Source organism: Halomonas sp. LMYGS-3, from assembly GCF_059509875.1.
The window spans coordinates 394,134-413,166 of the sequence record NZ_JCAKFQ010000001.1 but is presented as its reverse complement, the minus strand read 5'-3'; the positions used below and the strand labels follow the sequence as shown (position 1 = coordinate 413,166).

Below are 19,033 nucleotides of genomic sequence, written 5' to 3'. Positions count from 1 at the left end.
GGCGGCTCAGGGCAACGGCTTCGGCGGCCGGCCGTTGCGCAACAGCAGGGCGATGGCCGTCAGCACCAGCAGGCTGCCCGGCAGCCACACCCAGCCGATCCGCTCCGGCGACTCGATGAACAGCAACAGCATGGAGACGAAGGGCACCAGATAGCCGTAGGCGGTGACCGCCCCGGGGGTGAGCGCCGCAGTGGCCCGCTGCATCAGCCAGAAGGTCAGGGCACTGGAGAACAGCCCCAGATAGACCAGCAGCAGGAGGTCGTGCCGGCTCATCATGGCGAGGCGCCCGACGGGCTCGATCGCCAGGCCCAGCAGCCCGATCAGCCCCCCGCCCAGGCCCAGGCTCCAGAAGGTGCGCACCGCCGCCGAATCGGCCAGGCGCCCGCTGGCCAGCCCCCACTTGCTGAGCACCGGGTAGAGCGCCGAGGAGAGGCAACCCAGGAAGAACACCGCCTCGCCGCTGCCGAGGCCGAACCCCGCCGACTCGCCCAGCGACTCGGCGAAGGCCAGCCCCAACGCCCCGGCCGCCCCCAGGCCGAGGATCGCCGGCAGCCGCCAGGCCCGGCGCTCGACCCCGAACCCCAGCCCCAGCAGGAAGGCCAGCAGCGGCACGGTGACAAAGAGGGTGGCCATGGAGAGCGCCGTGGCATGGTGCGCCGCCCAGAACATGGCGCCGAAGAAGCCCGCCAGGCAGAGCCCCATCAGGCCGTAGAGCGGCAGCGCCCGCCAGCCGGGGAGGAAGGCCGGGGAACGCCGTACCAGCCACCAGAGCCCGGCACAGGCGATGGCGAAGCGCAGCGCGGTGAGCGACAGCGGCGGCAGCTCGCTCATCAGCCCCACGGCGGGAAACGACAGCCCCACCAGTACCGCCCACAGCAGCATGCCCAGGTGGGCGACACGCGGTGTCGGTGCAGCGACGCTCAATTCTCCCAGACGATGACCAGTTCCTCGTCGCCCGCCATGCGCTCGAGGTGGCTCGCCACGACCCCCTCCAGGCGGTCCAGGCCCTCCTCGTCGAGGGCCTCGATGGCGACGACCAGCTTGTCCGCCTCGGCCTGCATCAGGCAGGTGCCGTCCTCGAAGGTCACCCGGCCCTCGCCCTCCTCGTGCTCCACCTCCAGCTTGTGCGCCCAGTGCTTGCACAGGCGGTTGATCAGCTTCGCCCCGGACTCGGTGGCGATCTCCGCGCGTGAAATCGGCATGGCCCTCTCCCTTCGTCTGTCGCTGGAAGGCTCAGCCTATGACGAGCCGCCCACTCGGCGCCAGCCCCGCCGCCTATTCGAGCAGAACGACGTGTTCGACCAGACGGATCATCGGGCATCACCCCGCCGCCAGGGCAGTCAGTGCATTTTTTGCAACAACTGTCTGGCGCTCGAGCTCTCCCTCCCCGAACACATTGCGAGTGTGTCGCGAGATCACCGACTGGTTACTATCAAAGAGGGTGACCACCTTCTCTCGACCGGCGTGATAACGTGACAGCAACACTGCACAGGGAATGAGGCGGACAACCCATGGTCGACGCGCTTGGCTGCCTGACACGCCTCAGGGTCGGACAGAGCCGAGGACAGCCGGCCCTCAACAAGCCCTGTTTGGCGCCCGACAACCGCTGGCTCTGCGAGCTGGATGACACACCGCTGGTACTGCCCCGCGACCCGCTGTGGCAGCCGGCCCGCGAGGCGCTGGCCTGGCGCCTGGACCATCTTCAGCGCTGAGGTCCGAACACAGAAGGCCCCCGGCATCCGACGATACCGGGGGCCCTTCGCGTCGGGGCGGAAGCCGGGAGGTTACGGCTTCATGTCCTCGAAGAACTTCTTCACGCCGTCGAAGAAGCTGGTCTTGCGCGGCGAGTGGCTGTTGCCTTCGCCGAGGCTCTCCTGGAGCTGGCGCAGCAGGTCCTTCTGCTCCTCGTTGAGCTTGACCGGGGTCTCGACCACCACGCGGCACAGCAGGTCGCCCGGCGGGCCGCCGCGCACCGGCTTGACGCCCTTGCCGCGCAGGCGGAACAGCTTGCCGGTCTGGGTCTCGGGCGGGATCTTCAGCTTGACCCGGCCGTCCAGCGTCGGCACCTCGAGCTCGCCGCCGAGGGCGGCGTCGATGAAGTTGATCGGCACCTCGCACTGCAGGTGACGGCCCTCGCGCTGGAAGATGTGGTGCGGCTTGATCGCCACCTGCACGTAGAGGTCGCCCGGCGGGCCGCCGTTGATGCCGGCCTCGCCCTCGCCGTTGAGACGAATGCGGTCGCCGGTGTCCACCCCGGCGGGGATCTTCACTGACAGGGTGCGGGTCTCGCGCACCCGGCCCTCGCCGTGACACTTGTGGCACGGCACCTTGATGTGCTGGCCGCTGCCGTGACAGGTCGGGCAGGTCTGCTGCACGGCGAAGAAGCCCTGCTGCATGCGCACCTGGCCGTGGCCGCCGCAGGTCGGGCAGGTCTCCTTGGAGGAGCCCGGCTCGGCGCCGCCGCCGTCGCAGCGCTCGCACTCGACGTGGCGCGGCACGCGGATGTCGACGGTGGTGCCGGTCACCGCGCTCTCGAGGTCGAGCTCGAGGTTGTAGCGCAGGTCGCTGCCGCGGGCCGGGGCGTTGGGATGGCGCCGCCCGCCGCCGCCACCGAAGATGTCGCCGAAGACATCGCCGAAGATGTCGCTGAAGCCCCCGGCCCCGGCGCCACCGAAGCCGCCCGCCCCGAAGCCGCCGCCCTGGCCGTCGACGCCGGCATGGCCGAACTGGTCGTAGGCGGCGCGCTTCTCGCTGTCGGTCAGGACCTCGTAGGCCTCCGAGACCTCGCGGAACTTGGCCGCCGCCGTGTCGTCGTCCGGGTTGCGGTCGGGGTGAAACTTCTGGGCCAGGCGCCGATAGGCCTTCTTGATGTCCTTCTGGTCGGCCCCGCGCTCAACGCCCAGCACCTCGTAATAGTCACGTTTGGACATGGGTCTGTCCGCCTCCGTAGCGACACCGCGGAAACACCAACGCGGGAGTCGGGCCCCCGCGCTGGCGTCATCCGTGGCTTAGATGTCGTGGTTTACTGCTTCTTCTGGTCGTCGTTGACTTCCTCGTACTCGGCGTCGACCACGTCATCTTCCTGCTTGGCACTGGCCTCCTCGGCCTCGCCACCGGCCTGCTGCGCGGCCTCGGCCTGGGCGGCGTACATCTTCTGCGCCAGGTTGCCGGAGGCCTCGGTCAGGGCATCCAGCTTGCTCTGGATGGCGTCCTTGTCGTCGCCCTTGAGTGCCTCCTCGAGCTCGGCGATGGCGCTCTCGATGGCCTGCTTCTCCTCGTCCGAAGCGTGCTCGCCGGCTTCCTCGAGGGTCTTGCGCGAGGCGTGGACCATGCCGTCGGCCTGGTTGCGCAGCTGGACCAGCTCCTCGAACTTCTTGTCCTCGTCGGCGTGGGCCTCGGCGTCGCGGACCATCTGTTCGATCTCCTCGTCGGAGAGGCCGCTGGAGGCCTTGATGACGATCGACTGCTCCTTGTTGGTCGCCTTGTCCTTGGCCGAGACGTGCAGGATACCGTTGGCGTCCAGGTCGAAGGCGACCTCGATCTGCGGCACGCCGCGCGGGGCAGGCGGAATGTCGGCCAGGTCGAAGCGGCCCAGCGACTTGTTGCCGCCGGCCTGCTTGCGCTCGCCCTGCAGTACGTGAATGGTCACGGCGGTCTGGTTGTCGTCCGCGGTCGAGAAGGTCTGGGTCTTCTTGGTCGGGATGGTGGTGTTCTTCTCGATCAGCGGGGTCATCACGCCGCCCAGGGTCTCGATGCCGAGCGTCAGCGGGGTGACGTCGAGCAGCAGCACGTCCTTGACGTCGCCGCCCAGCACGCCGCCCTGGATCGCCGCCCCCACGGCCACGGCCTCGTCGGGGTTGACGTCCTTGCGCGCGTCCTTGCCGAAGAAGTCGGCGACCTTCTTCTGCACCATGGGCATGCGGGTCTGGCCGCCGACCAGGATGACGTCGTCGATCTCGGACGCCGACAGGCCGGCGTCGGCCAGCGCGGTCTTGCACGGCCCCATGGAGCGCTGCACCAGGTCTTCCACCAGCGACTCGAGCTTGGCCCGGGTCACCTTGACGTTGAGGTGCTTGGGCCCGGTGTTGTCGGCCGTGATGTAGGGCAGGTTGACGTCGGTCTGCTGGGCGCTGGACAGCTCGATCTTGGCCTTCTCGGCGGCCTCCTTGAGGCGCTGCATGGCCAGGTTGTCGCCGGACAGGTCGATGCCGCTGTCGGCCTTGAACTGATCGACCAGGTAGTTGATCAGCTTGAGGTCGAAGTCCTCGCCGCCCAGGAAGGTGTCGCCGTTGGTGGCCAGCACCTCGAACTGGGTCTCGCCGTCGACGTCGGCCACCTCGATGATCGAGATGTCGAAGGTGCCGCCGCCCAGGTCGTAGACCGCGATGGTCTTGTCGCCGCGCGACTTGTCCATGCCGTAGGCCAGCGCCGCCGCGGTGGGCTCGTTGATGATGCGCTTGACCTCGAGGCCGGCGATGCGCCCGGCGTCCTTGGTGGCCTGCCGCTGGGAGTCGTTGAAGTAGGCCGGCACGGTGATGACTGCCTCGGTGACCGCCTCACCCAGGTAGTCTTCCGCGGTCTTCTTCATCTTCTTCAGCACTTCGGCGCTGACCTGCGGCGGTGCCAGCTTCTTGCCCTTCACTTCCACCCAGGCGTCGCCGTTGTCGGCCTCGGTGATGGCGTAGGGCACCATCTTGATGTCCTTCTGCACGACATCGTCCTTGAAGCGACGGCCGATCAGGCGCTTGATGGCGTACAGGGTGTTCTGCGGGTTGGTGACCGCCTGGCGCTTGGCCGCCTGGCCCACCAGGATCTCGCCATCATCGGTGTAGGCGATGATGGACGGCGTGGTGCGCGCGCCCTCGGCGTTCTCGATCACCTTGGCGCTGTCGCCGTCGAGCACGGCGACACAGGAGTTGGTGGTCCCCAGGTCAATACCGATGATGCGTCCCATAGGAAATCCTCGAAAGTCGTTGCAGTGTTTCTGAAAGTCGCGTTCTGCGGCCTTCGCCGCGGAGTTGTCGTCTATCTGGGGGCCGCTCGGCGCTTTTCAAGACCCGTGCCCCCATTTGTTGATCGCCGTCAGCCGGCGGCCTGGCTCACCACCACCATGGCGGGTCGCACCAGGCGCCCGTTGAGCAGGTAGCCCTTCTGCATCACCTCCATCACGGTGTTGGGCTCGAGCTCGGGGTTGGGCACCATGGCCATCGCCTCGTGGTACTGCGGGTCGAAGGGCTCGCCATGGGGCTCCACCACCTCGACGCCGAACTTGCCGAGCACGTCGTGCTGCATCTTCAGCGTCATCGAGACGCCCTCGCGGTGGGCCTCGGTGGCGTCCTCGCCCATGGCCTCGAGCGCCTTCTCCAGGCTGTCGACCACCGGCAGCAGCTCCTTGACGAACTTCTCCAGGGCGAACTTGCGCGCCTTCTCGGCCTCCTGCTCGGCACGGCGCCGCACGTTCTGCGCCTCGGCGGCGGCACGCAGCGCCTGGTCCTTGGCCTCGGCCACGCTCTGCTCGAGCTCCTCGACGCGGGCCGCCAGCACCTCGGCCTCCGGGTTGTCGGAGGCCTCGGCCTCCTGGGCGATCTGCTCGGCCTCCTCGGCGCCCTCGAGGGCGCTCTCGACCTCGTCCTCCTGCACCCGAGGCTCGGCCTCCTCCTCCTGGCGGGCGAGTTCCTCGTCCAGCGGGGTCTGGGGGTCTTTGGCCATGTAGGTCTCCTGAAATGCCGCTATGGAACGTTGCGGGGCGGCGCGGGCGCCACCCGACAGGGTTGTCGAAACGTGTACGTAGTCTGCGAGGATATATGGGGCTGGGTACGCCGAACTCAAGCCGGGACGCAAAGACGGTGCACTTCGACGTCGCCGACGTGCATTGTCGGCCACCCTGGGCTACTGTATAAACGCACATGATGTGTATGGATAGACAGTGATCTCGAACCGACCCCGGGGAGGCGTCATGCTGACAGAGCTGGCCATTCGCGACTTCGCCATCGTCGACCATCTGGAGCTGGAACTCTCCGGCGGCATGACCGCCATCACCGGCGAGACGGGGGCCGGCAAATCGATCCTGCTCGGCGCCCTGGGGCTCTGCCTGGGCGAACGCGCCGATGCCGCCAGCGTGCGACACGGTTGCGAGCGCGCCGACCTCGCCGCCCGCTTCGACATCCGCGCCCTTCCCGAGGCGCGGGCCTGGCTCGAGGCCCGCGAGCTACCGGCGGACGACTGCCTGCTGCGCCGGGTGGTCACCGCCGCCGGCCGCTCGAAGGCCTGGATCAACGGCCAGCCGGCCACGGTGGGGGACCTCAGGTCGCTGGGCGAGCGATTGATCGAGATCCACGGCCAGCACGCCCACCAGGCGCTGCTGCGCGAAGAGACTCACCTGCGCCTGCTCGACGACTTCGCCGGCCACCGCGAGGCGGTGACGCAGCTGGGCGAGACCTTCCGCCGCTGGCAGGCGGCTCGGCGTCGCCTCAAGCGCCTGGCCGAGGACGGCGACGAGCTCCAGGCCCGTCGTCAACTGCTGCGCTATCAGGTCGAGGAGCTCGACCAGCTGGCCCTGGCGGAAGACGAGCTCAAGGCCCTCGAGGAGGAGCAGGAGGAGCTCGCCCACGCCGAGGAGCGGCTGCGCGAGGCCCAGTTCGCCGCCGCGTGCTGCGACAACGACGAGGGCGGTGCCCTGACGCGGCTCACCCAGGCGATCAACCGGCTCGCGGCACTGCCGGGCAGCGACCGCGGCGCCCTCGCCGAGGCCCTGACCATGCTGGGCGACGCCCGCATCCAGGTCGAGGAGGCGTCCCGCGAGCTCAACCACTTCGCCGGCACCACCGAGCTCGACCCGGAGCGCCTGGCCTGGGTCGAGGAGCGGCTGGGCGAGGTGCACCGCATCGCCCGCAAGCACCACGTGATGCCCGAGGAGGTCACCGCACTGCATTGCCAACTGCAGGCAGAGCTCTCAGGGCTGGAGGGGGGCGAACAGGACCTCGAGACGCTCTCCGCCGAGGTCGACACCCTGCGCGACACCTGGCGCGAGCAGGCGCGCGGCGTGGGCGAGACGAGGCGCCGGGCGGCTGCGCGCTTCGCCCAGGCGGTGCAGGAGCAGCTCGCCTTCCTGGCCATGGGCAAGGCGCGCTTCGAGGTCGAGGTGGAGGCCCGCGACGCCCCCGCCGCGGAGGGGCTCGAGGGTGTTCGCTTCCTGATCAGCGCCAACCCCGGCCAGCCGCCGCGGCCGCTGACCAAGGTCGCCTCCGGCGGCGAGCTGTCGCGCATCAGCCTGGCGATCCAGGTGGTCGCGGCGCGCCACTCGACCATTCCCTGCCTGGTGTTCGACGAGGTCGACGTGGGGGTCTCGGGTGCCACCGCCGAGATCGTCGGCCAGCTGCTGCGCCGGCTCGGCGGCCAGGGCCAGGTGCTGACCGTCACCCACCTGCCCCAGGTGGCCGCCCAGGCCCATCACCACCTGCATATCGAGAAGCGGGCGAAGCGCGATACCACCCTGACCCGCATGGCGCTGCTCGACGAGGCCGGCCGGGTCGGCGAACTGGCGCGCATGCTCGGCGGGGTCAACCTTTCCGACCATACCCTGGCCCACGCCCGCGAGATGCTCGACGCCAGCCAGCGCCCGCACCACTGATCACGCCACCCTGCCCCAGAACTAACACGGCCCCGATCGACGATCGGGGCCGTATGCCTGTTCAGGGCGCTACTCTCGACGCCGCGTGCGGTCACTTCTTCGAGTGGATGCCTTCCTGACGGGTCGCCTTGGAGCCCTTGGGGCGCACATAGAGCACCAGCGCATGGTCGACGAGCTCGAAGCCGTGTTCCTCGGCGACCTCCTGCTGGCGCCGCTCGATGGTCTCGTCGAAGAACTCGATGATCTCGCCGCTCTCGAGGCACACCATGTGGTCGTGGTGCTCGTCCTGGGAGAGCTCGAACAGGGCGTGGCCGCCATCGAAATTGTGGCGGATCACCAGGCCGGCCGACTCGAACTGGGTGAGGACGCGATAGACGGTGGCCAGGCCCACGTCCTCGCCCGCCTCCAGCAACGCCTTGTAGACGTCCTCGGCGCTCAGGTGGTGCTGTCCCGGGGCATGCTCCAGGATCTGCAGGATCTTGACGCGCGGCAGGGTCACCTTCAGACCGGCCTTGCGCAGTTCATGGTTCTGGTCGGCCATGGTCGCTCTTCGCAGTATCGGGTAGGGTCGGGTATCATCGACCGAACTCCACGATAGTGAAGAACAGGCGCAAATGCAAAAGTTGACAGGAATCGTCACCCTTTCGGCCCTGCTGCTGCTGAGCAGCGGCTGCAGCTACTTCGGTGTCTACAAGCGCGACATCCCCCAGGGCAACCTGGTGACCGCCGACATGGTCGGGCAGCTCCAGCCCGGCATGAGCCGCGAGCAGGTCGTCCGGGTGATGGGGCGCCCGCTGCTGGAGGCCCCCTTCGATGCCAACCAGTGGGACTACGTGTTCCGCCTCGACGAGGCCTATGGCGGCGTGGACAGACGCCGGGTCACCCTGACCTTCGCCAACGACCGGCTGGCCAATATCGAGCGCGAGGGCGACCTCAGCGGCGACATCGAGCTGCGCCCCATCGAGGGCATCGGCCCCCAGACCGAGGGCCTCGACCCCATGGACGACCCGATCATGCAGGACCCCCAACCGCAGCCTCAACCGGAAGGTGGCGTTGCCGTCCCCCAGGGTGGCGAGCCGGCCAGCCAACCGCTCGACCTTTGACCCACGCCTGCCCCCGCGACGCCCCGGCGCCGAGCCACCTCGGCCCGGGGCGTCAGCGTCTGGTGCGGGCGCGCTCGGCGCGCGCCGCCTTGGGGTCGAGCGCCAGCGGTCGATAGATCTCGACGCGATCGCCGGGGCGCAGCACGTGGTGCTCGGGGTCGCGCAGCGGCTTGCCGAAGAGGCCGAGGTCGGCCTCGCGGAAGGTCTCGAGCGGCAGCTCGGGGAAGCGCTGCTCCAACTCGGCCAGGGCCACGGCCTCCCGTGCCGTGGTGCCCGCCGGCACCTCCAGGGCCACCAGGCACTGCTGCTCCGGCAGAGCGAAGGCCACCTCGATGGCGATGGTACCCATGGCCTAGCGCCCGTAGAGGTCGTCGGCGCGGCGGCTGAAGGAGTCCACCAGTTGCCCGGCCACCTGCTGGAAGAGCTTGCCGAAGGCCATGCCGAGCAGGCGGCTGGCGAACTCGAACTCCATCTCCAGGCTCACCTTGCAGGCGTCCTCGCCCATGGGGGTGAACAGCCAGCGTCCGCGCAGGCGCTTGAAGGGCCCCTTGACCAGCGACATCTCGATGCGCTCGGGCTCGAAGAGATCGTTGCGGGTGGTGATGCTCTGCTCGATACCGGCCCGCCCCAGGGTCATCTCGCCAATCAGGTGTTCGGAATCATGCTCGATCAACCGCGCCCGCCGGCACCCGGGCAGGAATTCCGGGTAGCGTTCGAAGTCGTTGACCAGGTCGAACATGTCCTGGGGGGTATGCCGCACCATGGCGGACCGATTAACCGTTGGCATTGAGCTCTCCGCTGACTTCACCGTGCCCAGGGCGTATCATAAGTCGTTATTTCGCGCCTTGAATGGTACCACGCTTCCCCCCATATCGGAGGGGCAGCCGCCATCGGCAGAACACGATACGAGGTTTCATGGCCAACAAGAAGGGCAAGGGCAAGGGGCCCGGCAGCAACGTCATCGCCTTGAACAAGAAGGCACGCTTCGAGTACCACATCGACGAGACCTTCGAGGCCGGCCTGGTGCTGGCCGGCTGGGAAGTGAAGAGCCTGCGCGCCGGCAAGGCGCAGCTGACGGACACCTACATCCTGATCAAGGATGGCGAAGCCTGGCTGCTGGGCAGCCATATCATGCCGCTCAACACCGCCAGCACCCACGAGGTGACCGACCCCACCCGCACCCGCAAGCTGCTGCTGCACCGCAAGGAGATCGCCAAGGTCTTCTCGCGCAGCCAGGAGAAGGGGCACACCTGCGTGCCGCTCAAGCTCTACTGGAAGGGCAACCGGGTGAAGTGCGAGCTGGCGCTGGTGACGGGCAAGAAGCTGCACGACAAGCGGGCCACCGAGAAGGACCGCGACTGGCAGCGGCAGAAGGGGCGCATCATGCGTGAACAAAACAAGGCCTGAGGTGTCACAAGACCGTCCATCCTGATAGGATAGGCGCTATGGGGGCGACATGGTTTCGACGCCGGTGACAACCCCTGCGGTGCATGCCGAGAGCGTGATGTATCTCGTAAATCCAACATCACGACTAAATAGTCGCAAACGACGACAACTACGCTCAGGGCGCGCTGGCAGCTTAAACGCTGTTAGCTTCTAGCCCGGCCCGAACGCGATGTGCCCATTCATCGCCGACGGGATATGAGCCAAGACTGATGGGATCGCGGTTGGTGGTGTCCTCTCGCCAATCGCTAAACTTGACGAGGAATCGCGAGGCTGGATCCTGCCCGTCGGAGCCAGTCGCGTTAAATCAAAAGACGGACCTAAGCATGTAGAGCCAATGGGCGAGTGCTGGCGGACGCGGGTTCAATTCCCGCCGCCTCCACCAATCAAGTCGACGAATCAAGCACCTGCGGGTGCTTTTTTCGTGTCTGGTCGTTCACCAGTGCCGCCGCCCCGCCCGCCCGGGTCTCCTTCCACAGTCTGCCCGCGGGGAAGGCGCCACCCTCCGCCCCCACCCCCCGGCACTTTCGTCCGGGCCTTGACGCGAAAACCACTTGATACCAGCCTCAGGGGACGCCATTATCAGCGCCCACTCGCCTCCTCCTGTCGGGGAGCCGGGCGAGGCCAAGACCGGGGTGGCATCGGGTCGGGGGCGCGGAGGCGGCCCACTACCGATAAGACCCTACCACTGTTGACATTTCCCGATCTGGATTCGAACCCCCATGAGCAAAGTCCTGATTATCGGCGCCGGTGGCGTCGGCGGCGTCGTCACCCACAAGTGCGCCCAGCACCCCGAGGTCTTCAGCGAGATCCTGCTGGCCAGTCGCAACGAGGCGAAGTGCAAGGCGATCGCCGACCAGCTGGATCGCCCGATCGAGACCGCCCAGGTGGATGCCGACGACGTGGAGGCGCTGGTGGCGCTGATCGAGTCGTTCCAGCCGGACGTGCTGATCCACGTGGCCCTGCCCTATCAGGACCTGACCATCATGGAGGCCTGCCTGCGCACCGGCGTGCCCTACCTCGACACCGCCAACTACGAGCACCCCGACGAGGCGAAGTTCGAGTACAAGGAGCAGTGGGCCTTCCAGGAGCGCTACGCCGAGGCCGGCAACATGGCCACCCTGGGCTGCGGCTTCGACCCGGGCATGACCAACATCTACTGCGCCTACGGCCAGAAGAACCTGTTCGACGAGATCCACCGCATCGACATCCTGGATGCCAACGGCGGCGACCACGGCTACCCGTTCGCCACCAACTTCAACCCGGAGATCAACATCCGCGAGATCACCGCGAAGGGTCGCTACTGGGAGAAGGGCGAGTGGAAGGAGACCGCGCCACTGGCCGAGAAGCGCACCTTCGACTTCGACGGCATCGGCGAGAAGGACCTCTATCTGCTCTACCACGAGGAACTCGAGTCGCTGTCGCGGAACATCAAGGGTCTGGAGCGCATCCGCTTCTGGATGACCTTCTCCGAGAAGTACATCACCCACCTCAAGGTGCTCGAGAACGTCGGCATGACCAGCATCGAGCCGATCGAGTTCGAGGGCCGCGAGATCACCCCGCTGCAGTTCCTCAAGGCGGTGCTGCCCGACCCGGCGTCGCTCGGCCCGCGCACCAAGGGCAAGACCAATATCGGCGTGATCCTCGACGGCATCAAGGACGGCAAGCGGCGCAAGGTGTACATCTACAACATCTGCGACCACGAGGCGTGCTATGCGGAGGTCAAGTCCCAGGCGATCTCCTACACCACCGGCGTGCCGGCGGTGACCGGCGCCATGCTGATGCTCGAGGGCCTCTGGAAGGGCGCGGGCGTGTTCAACGTCGAACAGCTCGATCCCGACCCCTTCATGGCGCGCATCGGCGAGATGGGCCTGCCGTGGCAGATGGTCGAGCTCGACCCCGACCACGACCCGCTGGCCTGATCGACGATGGCAGACACGGCTTATCCCTTCGATATCCACGCCTGCCCGTCGCCGGCCTACGTGGTGGACGACGCCCTGCTGCGCCGCAATCTGGAGCTCCTCGGCGAGGTCCAGACGCGCAGTGGGGCCAGGATCCTGCTGGCACTCAAGGGCTTCGCCATGTGGGACTGCTTCCCCATGATCCGCGACTACCTGGTGGGGACCACCTCCAGCGGCCAGGACGAGGCACGCCTCGGCGCCGAGACCTTCGGCGGCGAGGTGCATGTCTACTCGCCGGCCTTCACCGAGCCGGAGATGGCCGTGGTGCTGCGCTATGCGGACCACCTCAGCTTCAACTCGCCGGGCCAGTGGCGGCGCTTTCGCGACACGGTCGCGGCGGCGCCCCGCCGCGTCTCCTGCGGGCTGCGGGTCAATCCGGAGCACTCCACCGGCACGGTGCCGCTCTACGATCCCTGCGCCCCGGGCTCGCGGCTCGGCACCCGGGCCGCGGACCTCGAACCGGAGGACCTGGAAGGGCTCGAGGGGCTGCACTTCCACACCCTGTGCGAGCAGAACAGCGACGCCCTGGAAGCGACCCTGGCCGCCTTCGAGGCCAGGTTCGGCGACTATCTGGGCAGCATGAAGTGGATGAACCTCGGCGGCGGTCACCACATCACCCGCGAGGACTACGACGTCGAGCGGCTGGTGCGGGTGGTCCGCGACTTCAAGGCGCGCCATCCGCACCTCACCGTCTACCTGGAGCCCGGCGAGGCGATCGCGCTGAACACCGGCTTCCTGGTCTGCTCGGTGCTGGACATCGTCGAGAACGGCGGGCCCATCGCCATCCTCGACACCTCGGCCACCGCGCACATGCCTGACGTGCTGGAGATGCCCTATCGGCCCGAGATCATCGGCGCGGGTGAACCGGGCGAGAAGGCGTACAGCTACCGGCTGGGCGGCCTGACGTGTCTCGCCGGCGACGTGGTGGGGGAGTACAGCTTCGATGCGCCGCTGGCCATCGGCGACCGCCTGGTGTTCACCGACATGGCCCACTACACCATGGTCAAGACCACCACCTTCAACGGCATCCGCCTGCCGTCGATCTGCCGGGTCGGCGAGGCGAGCCGCGAGGTGCGCACGGTGAAAACCTTCGGCTATGTGGACTATATGCAGCGGCTGAGCTGAGCTCCAAGCACCATGACGAAGGAAGCACCCGCGGGTGCTTCTTTCGTTCCTGAGCCACTCATTTTCCCTCTCCCACCATTCCCCCTTTTCCCTGGCCCGGAATTGCCGCATGGTGCCCATAGCCACCTCGACTGACAGGGAGAGCCAGGGATGACCACGGTCTACAAGTTCGGCGGCGCCTCGATCCAGGACGCCGCGGCCATCCGCCATCTGGGCGAACTGCTGGCAAGCGTCAGGACGCGACCGCTGGTGGTCGTGGTCTCGGCCATGGGCAAGACCACCAATGCCCTGGAGGCGCTGCTCGCCGCCGCGCGCAGCGACGATGACCGGGACTACCGCAGCCGACTCGACGAGATGAGGAACGCCCACCTCGCCACCGTCGACGCCCTGTTCGGCGACCTGGCCGCGCCTGTCGCCGAGAAACTCGAGGCGCTGTTCGCAGAGCTCGACCGGCGGCATCAGGCACACCGGCGGGAACCGCGTGCCTTCCATTACGACCAGACGGTCGGCTTCGGTGAACTGCTCTCGACCACCCTCATCGCTGCCTGGCTCAACGAGGCCGGCGTGGCCACCGAGTGGCGAGACGCCCGTGAACTGATCATCACCGACGATTGCCACCAGGCCGCCAATATCGACTGGCCCGCCACCCGCGAACGGGTCCGCGCCCTCGACGGCGACAGGCTCTTGCTGACCCAGGGCTTTATCGGCGGCACCCCCGACGGGGTCTCGACGACCCTCGGCCGAGAGGGCTCGGATTTCAGCGCGGCGATTCTCGCCCACTGCCTGGACGCCGGGGAGCTGGTGATCTGGAAGGACGTGCCGGGGCTGTTCAACGCCGACCCGCGCCGCTTCGACAACGCCATACAGCTGAAGCGGCTCTCCTATGACGAGGCCATCGAGCTGGCCTGGCATGGCGCCAAGGTGATCCACCCCAAGACCCTGGCCCCGCTGCGGGAGAAGGGCATCCCGCTGACGGTACGCTCCTTCGAGACGCTCGATGCCCCGCCCAGCGTCATCTCGGCCGAGGGGGCGAGTGCCGCCACGCCGGCCTTCATCCTCGCCGAGGAGCAGGTGCTGCTGGAGATCCACCCCCGGGACCTCTCGTTCATGGACGAGGCCCGGCAACACGATATCCTCGGCCGCCTCGTCGAGGCCGGCGTGCACGCCAACTTGGCCGACAGCGGCGCCATGCGTCTGTCGCTCTGCCTCGACTCACACCCCGCACGCCTCGAGCCACTGGTCGAGGCGCTGGCCGCCGACTATGCCCTCGAGCGCCACGACGACCTGACGCTGCTCACCGTGCGCCACGCCACCGAACCCCTGCTGGCGGCGCTCAGCGGGAACCGCGAGACCCTCGCCGAGCGGCGCAACCGTGACACGGCACAGCGGCTGTTTCGCAGCAGTGAGTGCCCCGAGACCTGGCATATTCCTGAGTAGGTGTCGGGCCCCGGGTGAATGAACCGCCCAACCACTGGGGTCAGTTCACCCGCCTCGGCGTGGCTTTGTTCCTCTACCCCAGCGCCTTGACCACCAGCTGCACGCCGACGATGGCCATGGCGAGTATCACCAGGCGGTAGAAGAGCACCTCGCTGACCCGGTGCTGCAACCACAGGCCGCTCTTCACCCCGGCCCAGGCCACCGGCACCAGCGCCAGCGACGCCCAGGCGCTGGTCAGGTTGATCTCGCCGAGCCACAGGTAGGGCGGCAGCTTGATCAGGTTGACCGCGGCGAAGGCGATGGCGCTGGTGGCGATGAAGGTCTCCTTGGAGAGCCGGCGCGGGATCAGGTAGAGGTTGAGTGGCGGTGCCCCGGCATGGGCCAGGAAACTGGTGAAGCCGCAGCCGGTGCCGGCCGGCAGCGCCCAGCGCGGCGAGATGGGTCGCCCCGCCGCCGGGCGCAGCAGCATATAGGCGGCGAACAGCAGGGAGAGCACGCCGAGCAGCAGGCGCACCCCGTCCTCGTCGAGGGTGCCGGCCAGCAGGGTACCGATCACCACCCCGACCCCCAGGCCGGGCACCAGTCGGCGCACCTCGGCACCGTCGTGGCGGCCCCACCAGGCGCGCACGGTGACGGCGTCCATCACCAGCAGCAGCGGCAGCAGCAGGCCGGCTGCCTCGATGGGCCCGATGGCCAGCGCCATCAGCGGCACCGAGAGGGTGCCGAAACCGCCAGCGAAGCCCCCCTTGGAGACGCCGGTGAGGTAGGTGGAGGTCACGATCAGGCTCCAGGCGAGCCAGGAGTAATCGGGCAGCATGACGCGTCCTTGCGAAAGAAGGGATCGGAGCGACACTCGGTACGGGCGGACCCAGGACGCGCGAACGCCGGAACGGTCTCCCGTCCCGGCGTTCGATTCAAGACCCGACGGCTGGCCGGGTCAAGTCAGGCGATCAGGCCGCTTCGCGCTTGGCGTCGCTCACCGCCTGCATGGCCAGGGCGGTGTCCAGCATGCGGTTGGAGAACCCCCACTCGTTGTCGTACCAGGCCATCACCTTGACCAGGCGACCGTTCACCCGGGTATGGTTGGCGTCGAAGGTGGAGGAGTTGGCGTCGTGGTTGAAGTCGATGGAGACCAGCGGCTGGGCGTTGACCGCCAGCACCTTGGATGCCTCGGCGGCCTTGGCGACGATGGCGTTGATCTCCTCCTTGGTGGTGTCGCGACCGGCGGTGAACACCAGGTCGACCAGGGAGACGTTGATCACCGGCACCCGCACCGCCAGGCCGTCGAACTTGCCGGCCAGCTCGGGCAGCACCAGGCCCACAGCGGCGGCGGCCCCGGTCTTGGTGGGGATCATCGAATGGGTGGCACTGCGCGCCCGGTAGGGGTCGCTGTGGTAGACGTCGGACAGGTTCTGGTCGTTGGTGTAGGCGTGCACCGTGGTCATCAGGCCGTTCTCGATGCCCACGCTGTCATTCAGTGCCTTGGCCACCGGCGCCAGGCAGTTGGTGGTGCAGGAGGCGTTGGAGACCACCTTGTGCTCGGCGGTCAGCACGTCCTCGTTGACCCCATAGACCACGGTGGCGTCGGCGTCCGGGCTCGGGGCGGAGATCAGTACCCGCTGGGCACCGGCCTCGAGATGCTTGGCGGCCGCGTCCCGCTTGGTGAACAGGCCGGTGCACTCCATCACCAGGTCGACACCCAACGTCTTCCAGGGCAGGGCGGCCGGGTCGCGCTCGGAGAGGATGGCGATGCGGTCACCGTCGACGCTGAGGCTCTCCTCGTCGTGCTCCACCTTGAAGGGGAAGTGGCCATGCACGGTGTCGTGGCGCAGCAGGTGAGCGTTGAGGGCCGGATCACCCAGGTCGTTGATGGCGACCACCTTCACGCGGTTGCGGTAGCCGTTCTCGTACAGGGCGCGAAGCACGTTGCGGCCGATGCGGCCGAAGCCGTTGATGGCGATCTTGAGCGTCATGGCGTTTCCTCTCGCTCCAGTGGCGTTCTGGTGGGTCGTGGCTGAGCCGATTGGCGGAGGCATCCAGGCTTGGCGACCGGCGTCGATCTCGTCCCTGCGTGACGGCCTGCGGCTCATTCTGCCCCTCAATGTGGACCACCCAACAAAAAGACTCAAGTACTTTTTAGTAACTTTACAACATATGGTTCTGCCATGGCCAAGCCACAGATATCCCCGCAATGCCGCACCACGCGGATGAAGTTCGATCTGATGCCTCGATTCATCTGCATGATCCCACAGAGGCCTTGCAGCATCATGATGCGCCTTTATGTAGTAAACTTACCAGAAAGACGCTATCGTAGCCCCACAACAACACCGCCCACCGGAGGAGCCCGCCATGTCGAGCACACCGCTTCACGATCCCATCCGCCGCACCAAGATCGTCGCCACGCTGGGCCCGGCCAGCGACCGCGACGGCGTGCTGGAGGCGATGATCACCGCCGGCGTCGACGTGGTGCGCCTCAACTTCTCCCACGGCGCGCCCGACGACCACCGCCGTCGCCTCGCGGCGGTGCGCGAGATCGCCGACCGCCAGGGCCGCAGCGTCGCCGCCCTGGGCGACCTGCAGGGGCCCAAGATCCGCATCGCCCGCTTTCGCGACGGTGCGGTGACCCTCGAGGAGGGCGCACCCTTCATCCTCGATATGGCGTTGGGCAGCGATGAAGGCTCCGTCGAGCGCGTCGGCTGCGACTACAAGACCCTGGCCGACGATGTCGCCCCCGGCGACCGCCTGCTGCTCGACGACGGCCGCCTGGTGCTCGACGTCGATGCGGTGAGGGGCCGCGAGATCCACACCCGCGTGGCGGTCGGCGGCAAGCTCTCCAACAACAAGGGCATCAACAAGCAGGGCGGCGGGCTCTCGGCCCCGGCGCTCACCGACAAGGACCGCGCCGACTTGCAGACCGCGATCGCCATCGGCGTGGATTATCTCGCGGTGTCCTTCCCGCGCTCCGCCGCCGACATGCGCGAAGCTCGGGAACTACTGGGAGATGCCGGCAAGGAGATCGGCCTGGTGGCCAAGCTCGAGCGCGCCGAGGCAGTGGCCGACGCGGCGACCCTCGACGGCATCATCGAGGCCAGCGAGGCGGTGATGGTGGCGCGCGGCGACCTCGGCGTGGAGATCGGCGACGCCCAGCTGATCGGCATCCAGAAGCGCATCATCAAGCGCGCCCGGGCCCTGAACCGCGCGGTGATCACCGCCACCCAGATGATGGAGTCGATGATCGAATCGCCGCTGCCCACCCGCGCCGAGGTGTTCGACGTCGCCAACGCCGTGCTCGACGGCACCGACGCGGTGATGCTCTCGGCCGAGACCGCCGCCGGCGACTTCCCGGTGGAGACCATCGAGGCCATGGACCGGGTCTGCCTGGGCGCCGAGCGCGAGCGCATCGCCCAGGAGTCCGGGCACCGCATCCACGAGGGCTTCACCCAGATCGACGAGACCATCGCCTTGTCGGCGATGTACGCCGCCAACCACCTCGCCGGGGTGGCCGCCATCGCCTGCATGACCGCCTCCGGCTACACGCCGCTGATCGCCTCGCGGATCCGCTCGGGGCTGCCGATCGTCGGCCTCGGCCACAGCCCCATCGCCCAGCGGCGCATGGCGCTCTACCGCGGCGTGGTCTCGCTGCCCTTCGACACCAGCGAGATGGCACCCACCGAGGTCAACGACCGGGCGCTGGCGCTGCTGGTGGAGAAAGGCATTGCCGAGCCCGGGGATCATGTCATCCTGACCCGGGGCGATCACATGAACGCCCATGGCGGGACCAACACCCTGAAGATCCTCGAGGTGGGAGACCATGACTGACCCACGCCCGCGGCGCAGCGTGCGCCGCACCCTGCCGGCGCGCAAGCGCATCGCGCTGATCGCCCACGACGGCAAGAAGGAGGAGTTGCTGGAGTGGGCCGCGCGCTGGCGCGAGACCCTGGCCGATCACGAGCTGATCGGCACCGGCACCACCGCCCGGCGCGTCTCGGACACCCTGGCGCTGCCGGTGACCGGGCTGATGAGCGGCCCGCTGGGCGGCGATCAACAGATCGGCGGCCTGATCGCCGAGCAGAAGCTCGACCTGCTGATCTTCTTCTGGGATCCCTTCGCCCCCCAGCCCCACGACCCCGACGTCAAGGCGCTGCTGCGCCTGGCCGCCCTGTGGAACATCCCGGTGGCCTGCAACGCGGCCAGCGCCGACTTCCTGATCAGCTCGCCCTGGCTCACCCAGGCCTACGAGATGGCCGTTCCCGATGCCGGGGCCTGGGTCGCCAGCCGCACCGGCGAATGACACCCTTATTACGACAACGCATAACGCCACGAGATGTGAGGCC

General features: G+C 67.9%; 19 protein-coding genes and 1 other RNA gene. 10 read left to right on the top strand and 10 right to left on the bottom strand.

The window, feature by feature from the left end:
- Window positions 1-6: 6 nt before the first annotated feature.
- Window positions 7-924: an EamA family transporter gene (locus AC5W54_RS01990; protein WP_495960392.1), complete on the bottom strand. Its 918-nt coding sequence runs from the start codon at window positions 922-924 to the stop codon at window positions 7-9.
- Window positions 921-1,202 carry a DUF2218 domain-containing protein gene (locus tag AC5W54_RS01985; RefSeq protein WP_495960391.1) on the bottom strand — a complete coding sequence of 94 codons (282 nt, stop codon included), beginning with the start codon at window positions 1,200-1,202 and terminating at the stop codon, window positions 921-923. Before AC5W54_RS01985 ends, AC5W54_RS01990 begins: the two co-directional genes overlap by 4 nt.
- 309 nt (window positions 1,203-1,511) lie before the next feature.
- On the opposite strand from AC5W54_RS01985, the gene AC5W54_RS01980 reads away from it, so the two are divergent.
- On the top strand, window positions 1,512-1,712 hold the full coding sequence (locus AC5W54_RS01980) for a hypothetical protein (protein WP_495960390.1): 201 nt from the start codon (window positions 1,512-1,514) through the stop codon (window positions 1,710-1,712).
- 72 nt (window positions 1,713-1,784) lie between these two features.
- Here the strand turns inward: AC5W54_RS01980 and dnaJ are convergent, their stop codons facing one another.
- From dnaJ to grpE, 3 genes are all read right to left on the bottom strand, one after another.
- The gene (gene dnaJ / locus AC5W54_RS01975) at window positions 1,785-2,930 is read right to left on the bottom strand and encodes a molecular chaperone DnaJ (RefSeq protein ID WP_495960389.1); all 1,146 of its coding nucleotides are present in this window, start codon (window positions 2,928-2,930) and stop codon (window positions 1,785-1,787) included.
- Between the two features lie 92 nt (window positions 2,931-3,022).
- Window positions 3,023-4,954, bottom strand: coding sequence for a molecular chaperone DnaK (gene dnaK / locus AC5W54_RS01970; protein ID WP_495960388.1), 1,932 nt, complete (start codon window positions 4,952-4,954; stop codon window positions 3,023-3,025).
- A gap of 128 nt (window positions 4,955-5,082) precedes the next feature.
- Window positions 5,083-5,709 (bottom strand): nucleotide exchange factor GrpE, encoded by a 627-nt coding sequence (gene grpE, locus AC5W54_RS01965; RefSeq protein ID WP_495960387.1) that lies wholly within the window; start codon window positions 5,707-5,709, stop codon window positions 5,083-5,085.
- Between the two features lie 247 nt (window positions 5,710-5,956).
- On the opposite strand from grpE, the gene recN reads away from it, so the two are divergent.
- Window positions 5,957-7,630, top strand: a complete 1,674-nt coding sequence (gene recN / locus AC5W54_RS01960) for a DNA repair protein RecN (RefSeq protein ID WP_495960386.1) — start codon at window positions 5,957-5,959, stop codon at window positions 7,628-7,630.
- 91 nt (window positions 7,631-7,721) lie between these two features.
- On the opposite strand, the gene fur is transcribed toward recN, so the two are convergent.
- Entirely contained in the window at window positions 7,722-8,171 is a 450-nt protein-coding gene (fur, locus tag AC5W54_RS01955) for a ferric iron uptake transcriptional regulator (protein ID WP_495960385.1), read from the bottom strand.
- A 73-nt stretch (window positions 8,172-8,244) separates the two neighbouring features.
- Here fur and AC5W54_RS01950 point away from each other — a divergent pair, with 73 nt between their 5' ends.
- Window positions 8,245-8,733: an outer membrane protein assembly factor BamE gene (locus AC5W54_RS01950; RefSeq protein ID WP_495960384.1), complete on the top strand. Its 489-nt coding sequence runs from the start codon at window positions 8,245-8,247 to the stop codon at window positions 8,731-8,733.
- 52 nt (window positions 8,734-8,785) lie between these two features.
- Here AC5W54_RS01950 and AC5W54_RS01945 read toward each other — a convergent pair whose 3' ends face one another.
- Together AC5W54_RS01945 and AC5W54_RS01940 are read right to left on the bottom strand one after the other, a co-directional pair.
- On the bottom strand, window positions 8,786-9,082 hold the full coding sequence (locus AC5W54_RS01945) for an RnfH family protein (RefSeq protein WP_495960383.1): 297 nt from the start codon (window positions 9,080-9,082) through the stop codon (window positions 8,786-8,788).
- 3 nt (window positions 9,083-9,085) lie between these two features.
- Window positions 9,086-9,520 (bottom strand): type II toxin-antitoxin system RatA family toxin, encoded by a 435-nt coding sequence (locus tag AC5W54_RS01940; RefSeq protein ID WP_495960382.1) that lies wholly within the window; start codon window positions 9,518-9,520, stop codon window positions 9,086-9,088.
- 128 nt (window positions 9,521-9,648) lie between these two features.
- Between AC5W54_RS01940 and smpB the strand changes: the two genes are divergently transcribed.
- The 5 genes from smpB (at window position 9,649) to AC5W54_RS01915 (ending at window position 14,699) form a co-directional block, all read left to right on the top strand.
- Window positions 9,649-10,140, top strand: a complete 492-nt coding sequence (gene smpB, locus AC5W54_RS01935) for an SsrA-binding protein SmpB (protein ID WP_495960381.1) — start codon at window positions 9,649-9,651, stop codon at window positions 10,138-10,140.
- A gap of 40 nt (window positions 10,141-10,180) precedes the next feature.
- Window positions 10,181-10,561, top strand: a transfer-messenger RNA (tmRNA) gene (ssrA, locus tag AC5W54_RS01930).
- Window positions 10,562-10,898: 337 nt separating this feature from the next.
- A complete protein-coding gene (locus AC5W54_RS01925) occupies window positions 10,899-12,098 on the top strand; it encodes a saccharopine dehydrogenase family protein (protein ID WP_495960380.1) in 1,200 nt (399 codons plus the stop codon).
- A 6-nt stretch (window positions 12,099-12,104) separates the two neighbouring features.
- Window positions 12,105-13,262: a carboxynorspermidine decarboxylase gene (nspC, locus tag AC5W54_RS01920; protein WP_495960379.1), complete on the top strand. Its 1,158-nt coding sequence runs from the start codon at window positions 12,105-12,107 to the stop codon at window positions 13,260-13,262.
- 150 nt (window positions 13,263-13,412) lie between these two features.
- A complete protein-coding gene (locus AC5W54_RS01915) occupies window positions 13,413-14,699 on the top strand; it encodes an aspartate kinase (protein ID WP_495960378.1) in 1,287 nt (428 codons plus the stop codon).
- 73 nt (window positions 14,700-14,772) lie between these two features.
- Here the strand turns inward: AC5W54_RS01915 and AC5W54_RS01910 are convergent, their stop codons facing one another.
- On the bottom strand, window positions 14,773-15,516 hold the full coding sequence (locus AC5W54_RS01910; RefSeq protein ID WP_495960377.1) for a sulfite exporter TauE/SafE family protein: 744 nt from the start codon (window positions 15,514-15,516) through the stop codon (window positions 14,773-14,775).
- A 133-nt stretch (window positions 15,517-15,649) separates the two neighbouring features.
- On the bottom strand, window positions 15,650-16,672 hold the full coding sequence (gap, locus tag AC5W54_RS01905) for a type I glyceraldehyde-3-phosphate dehydrogenase (RefSeq protein ID WP_495960376.1): 1,023 nt from the start codon (window positions 16,670-16,672) through the stop codon (window positions 15,650-15,652).
- Between the two features lie 376 nt (window positions 16,673-17,048).
- On the opposite strand from gap, the gene pyk reads away from it, so the two are divergent.
- Window positions 17,049-18,518, top strand: coding sequence for a pyruvate kinase (gene pyk, locus AC5W54_RS01900; RefSeq protein WP_495960375.1), 1,470 nt, complete (start codon window positions 17,049-17,051; stop codon window positions 18,516-18,518).
- A complete protein-coding gene (locus AC5W54_RS01895) occupies window positions 18,511-18,990 on the top strand; it encodes a methylglyoxal synthase (RefSeq protein WP_495960374.1) in 480 nt (159 codons plus the stop codon). Before pyk ends, AC5W54_RS01895 begins: the two co-directional genes overlap by 8 nt.
- Window positions 18,991-19,033 lie beyond the last annotated feature (43 nt).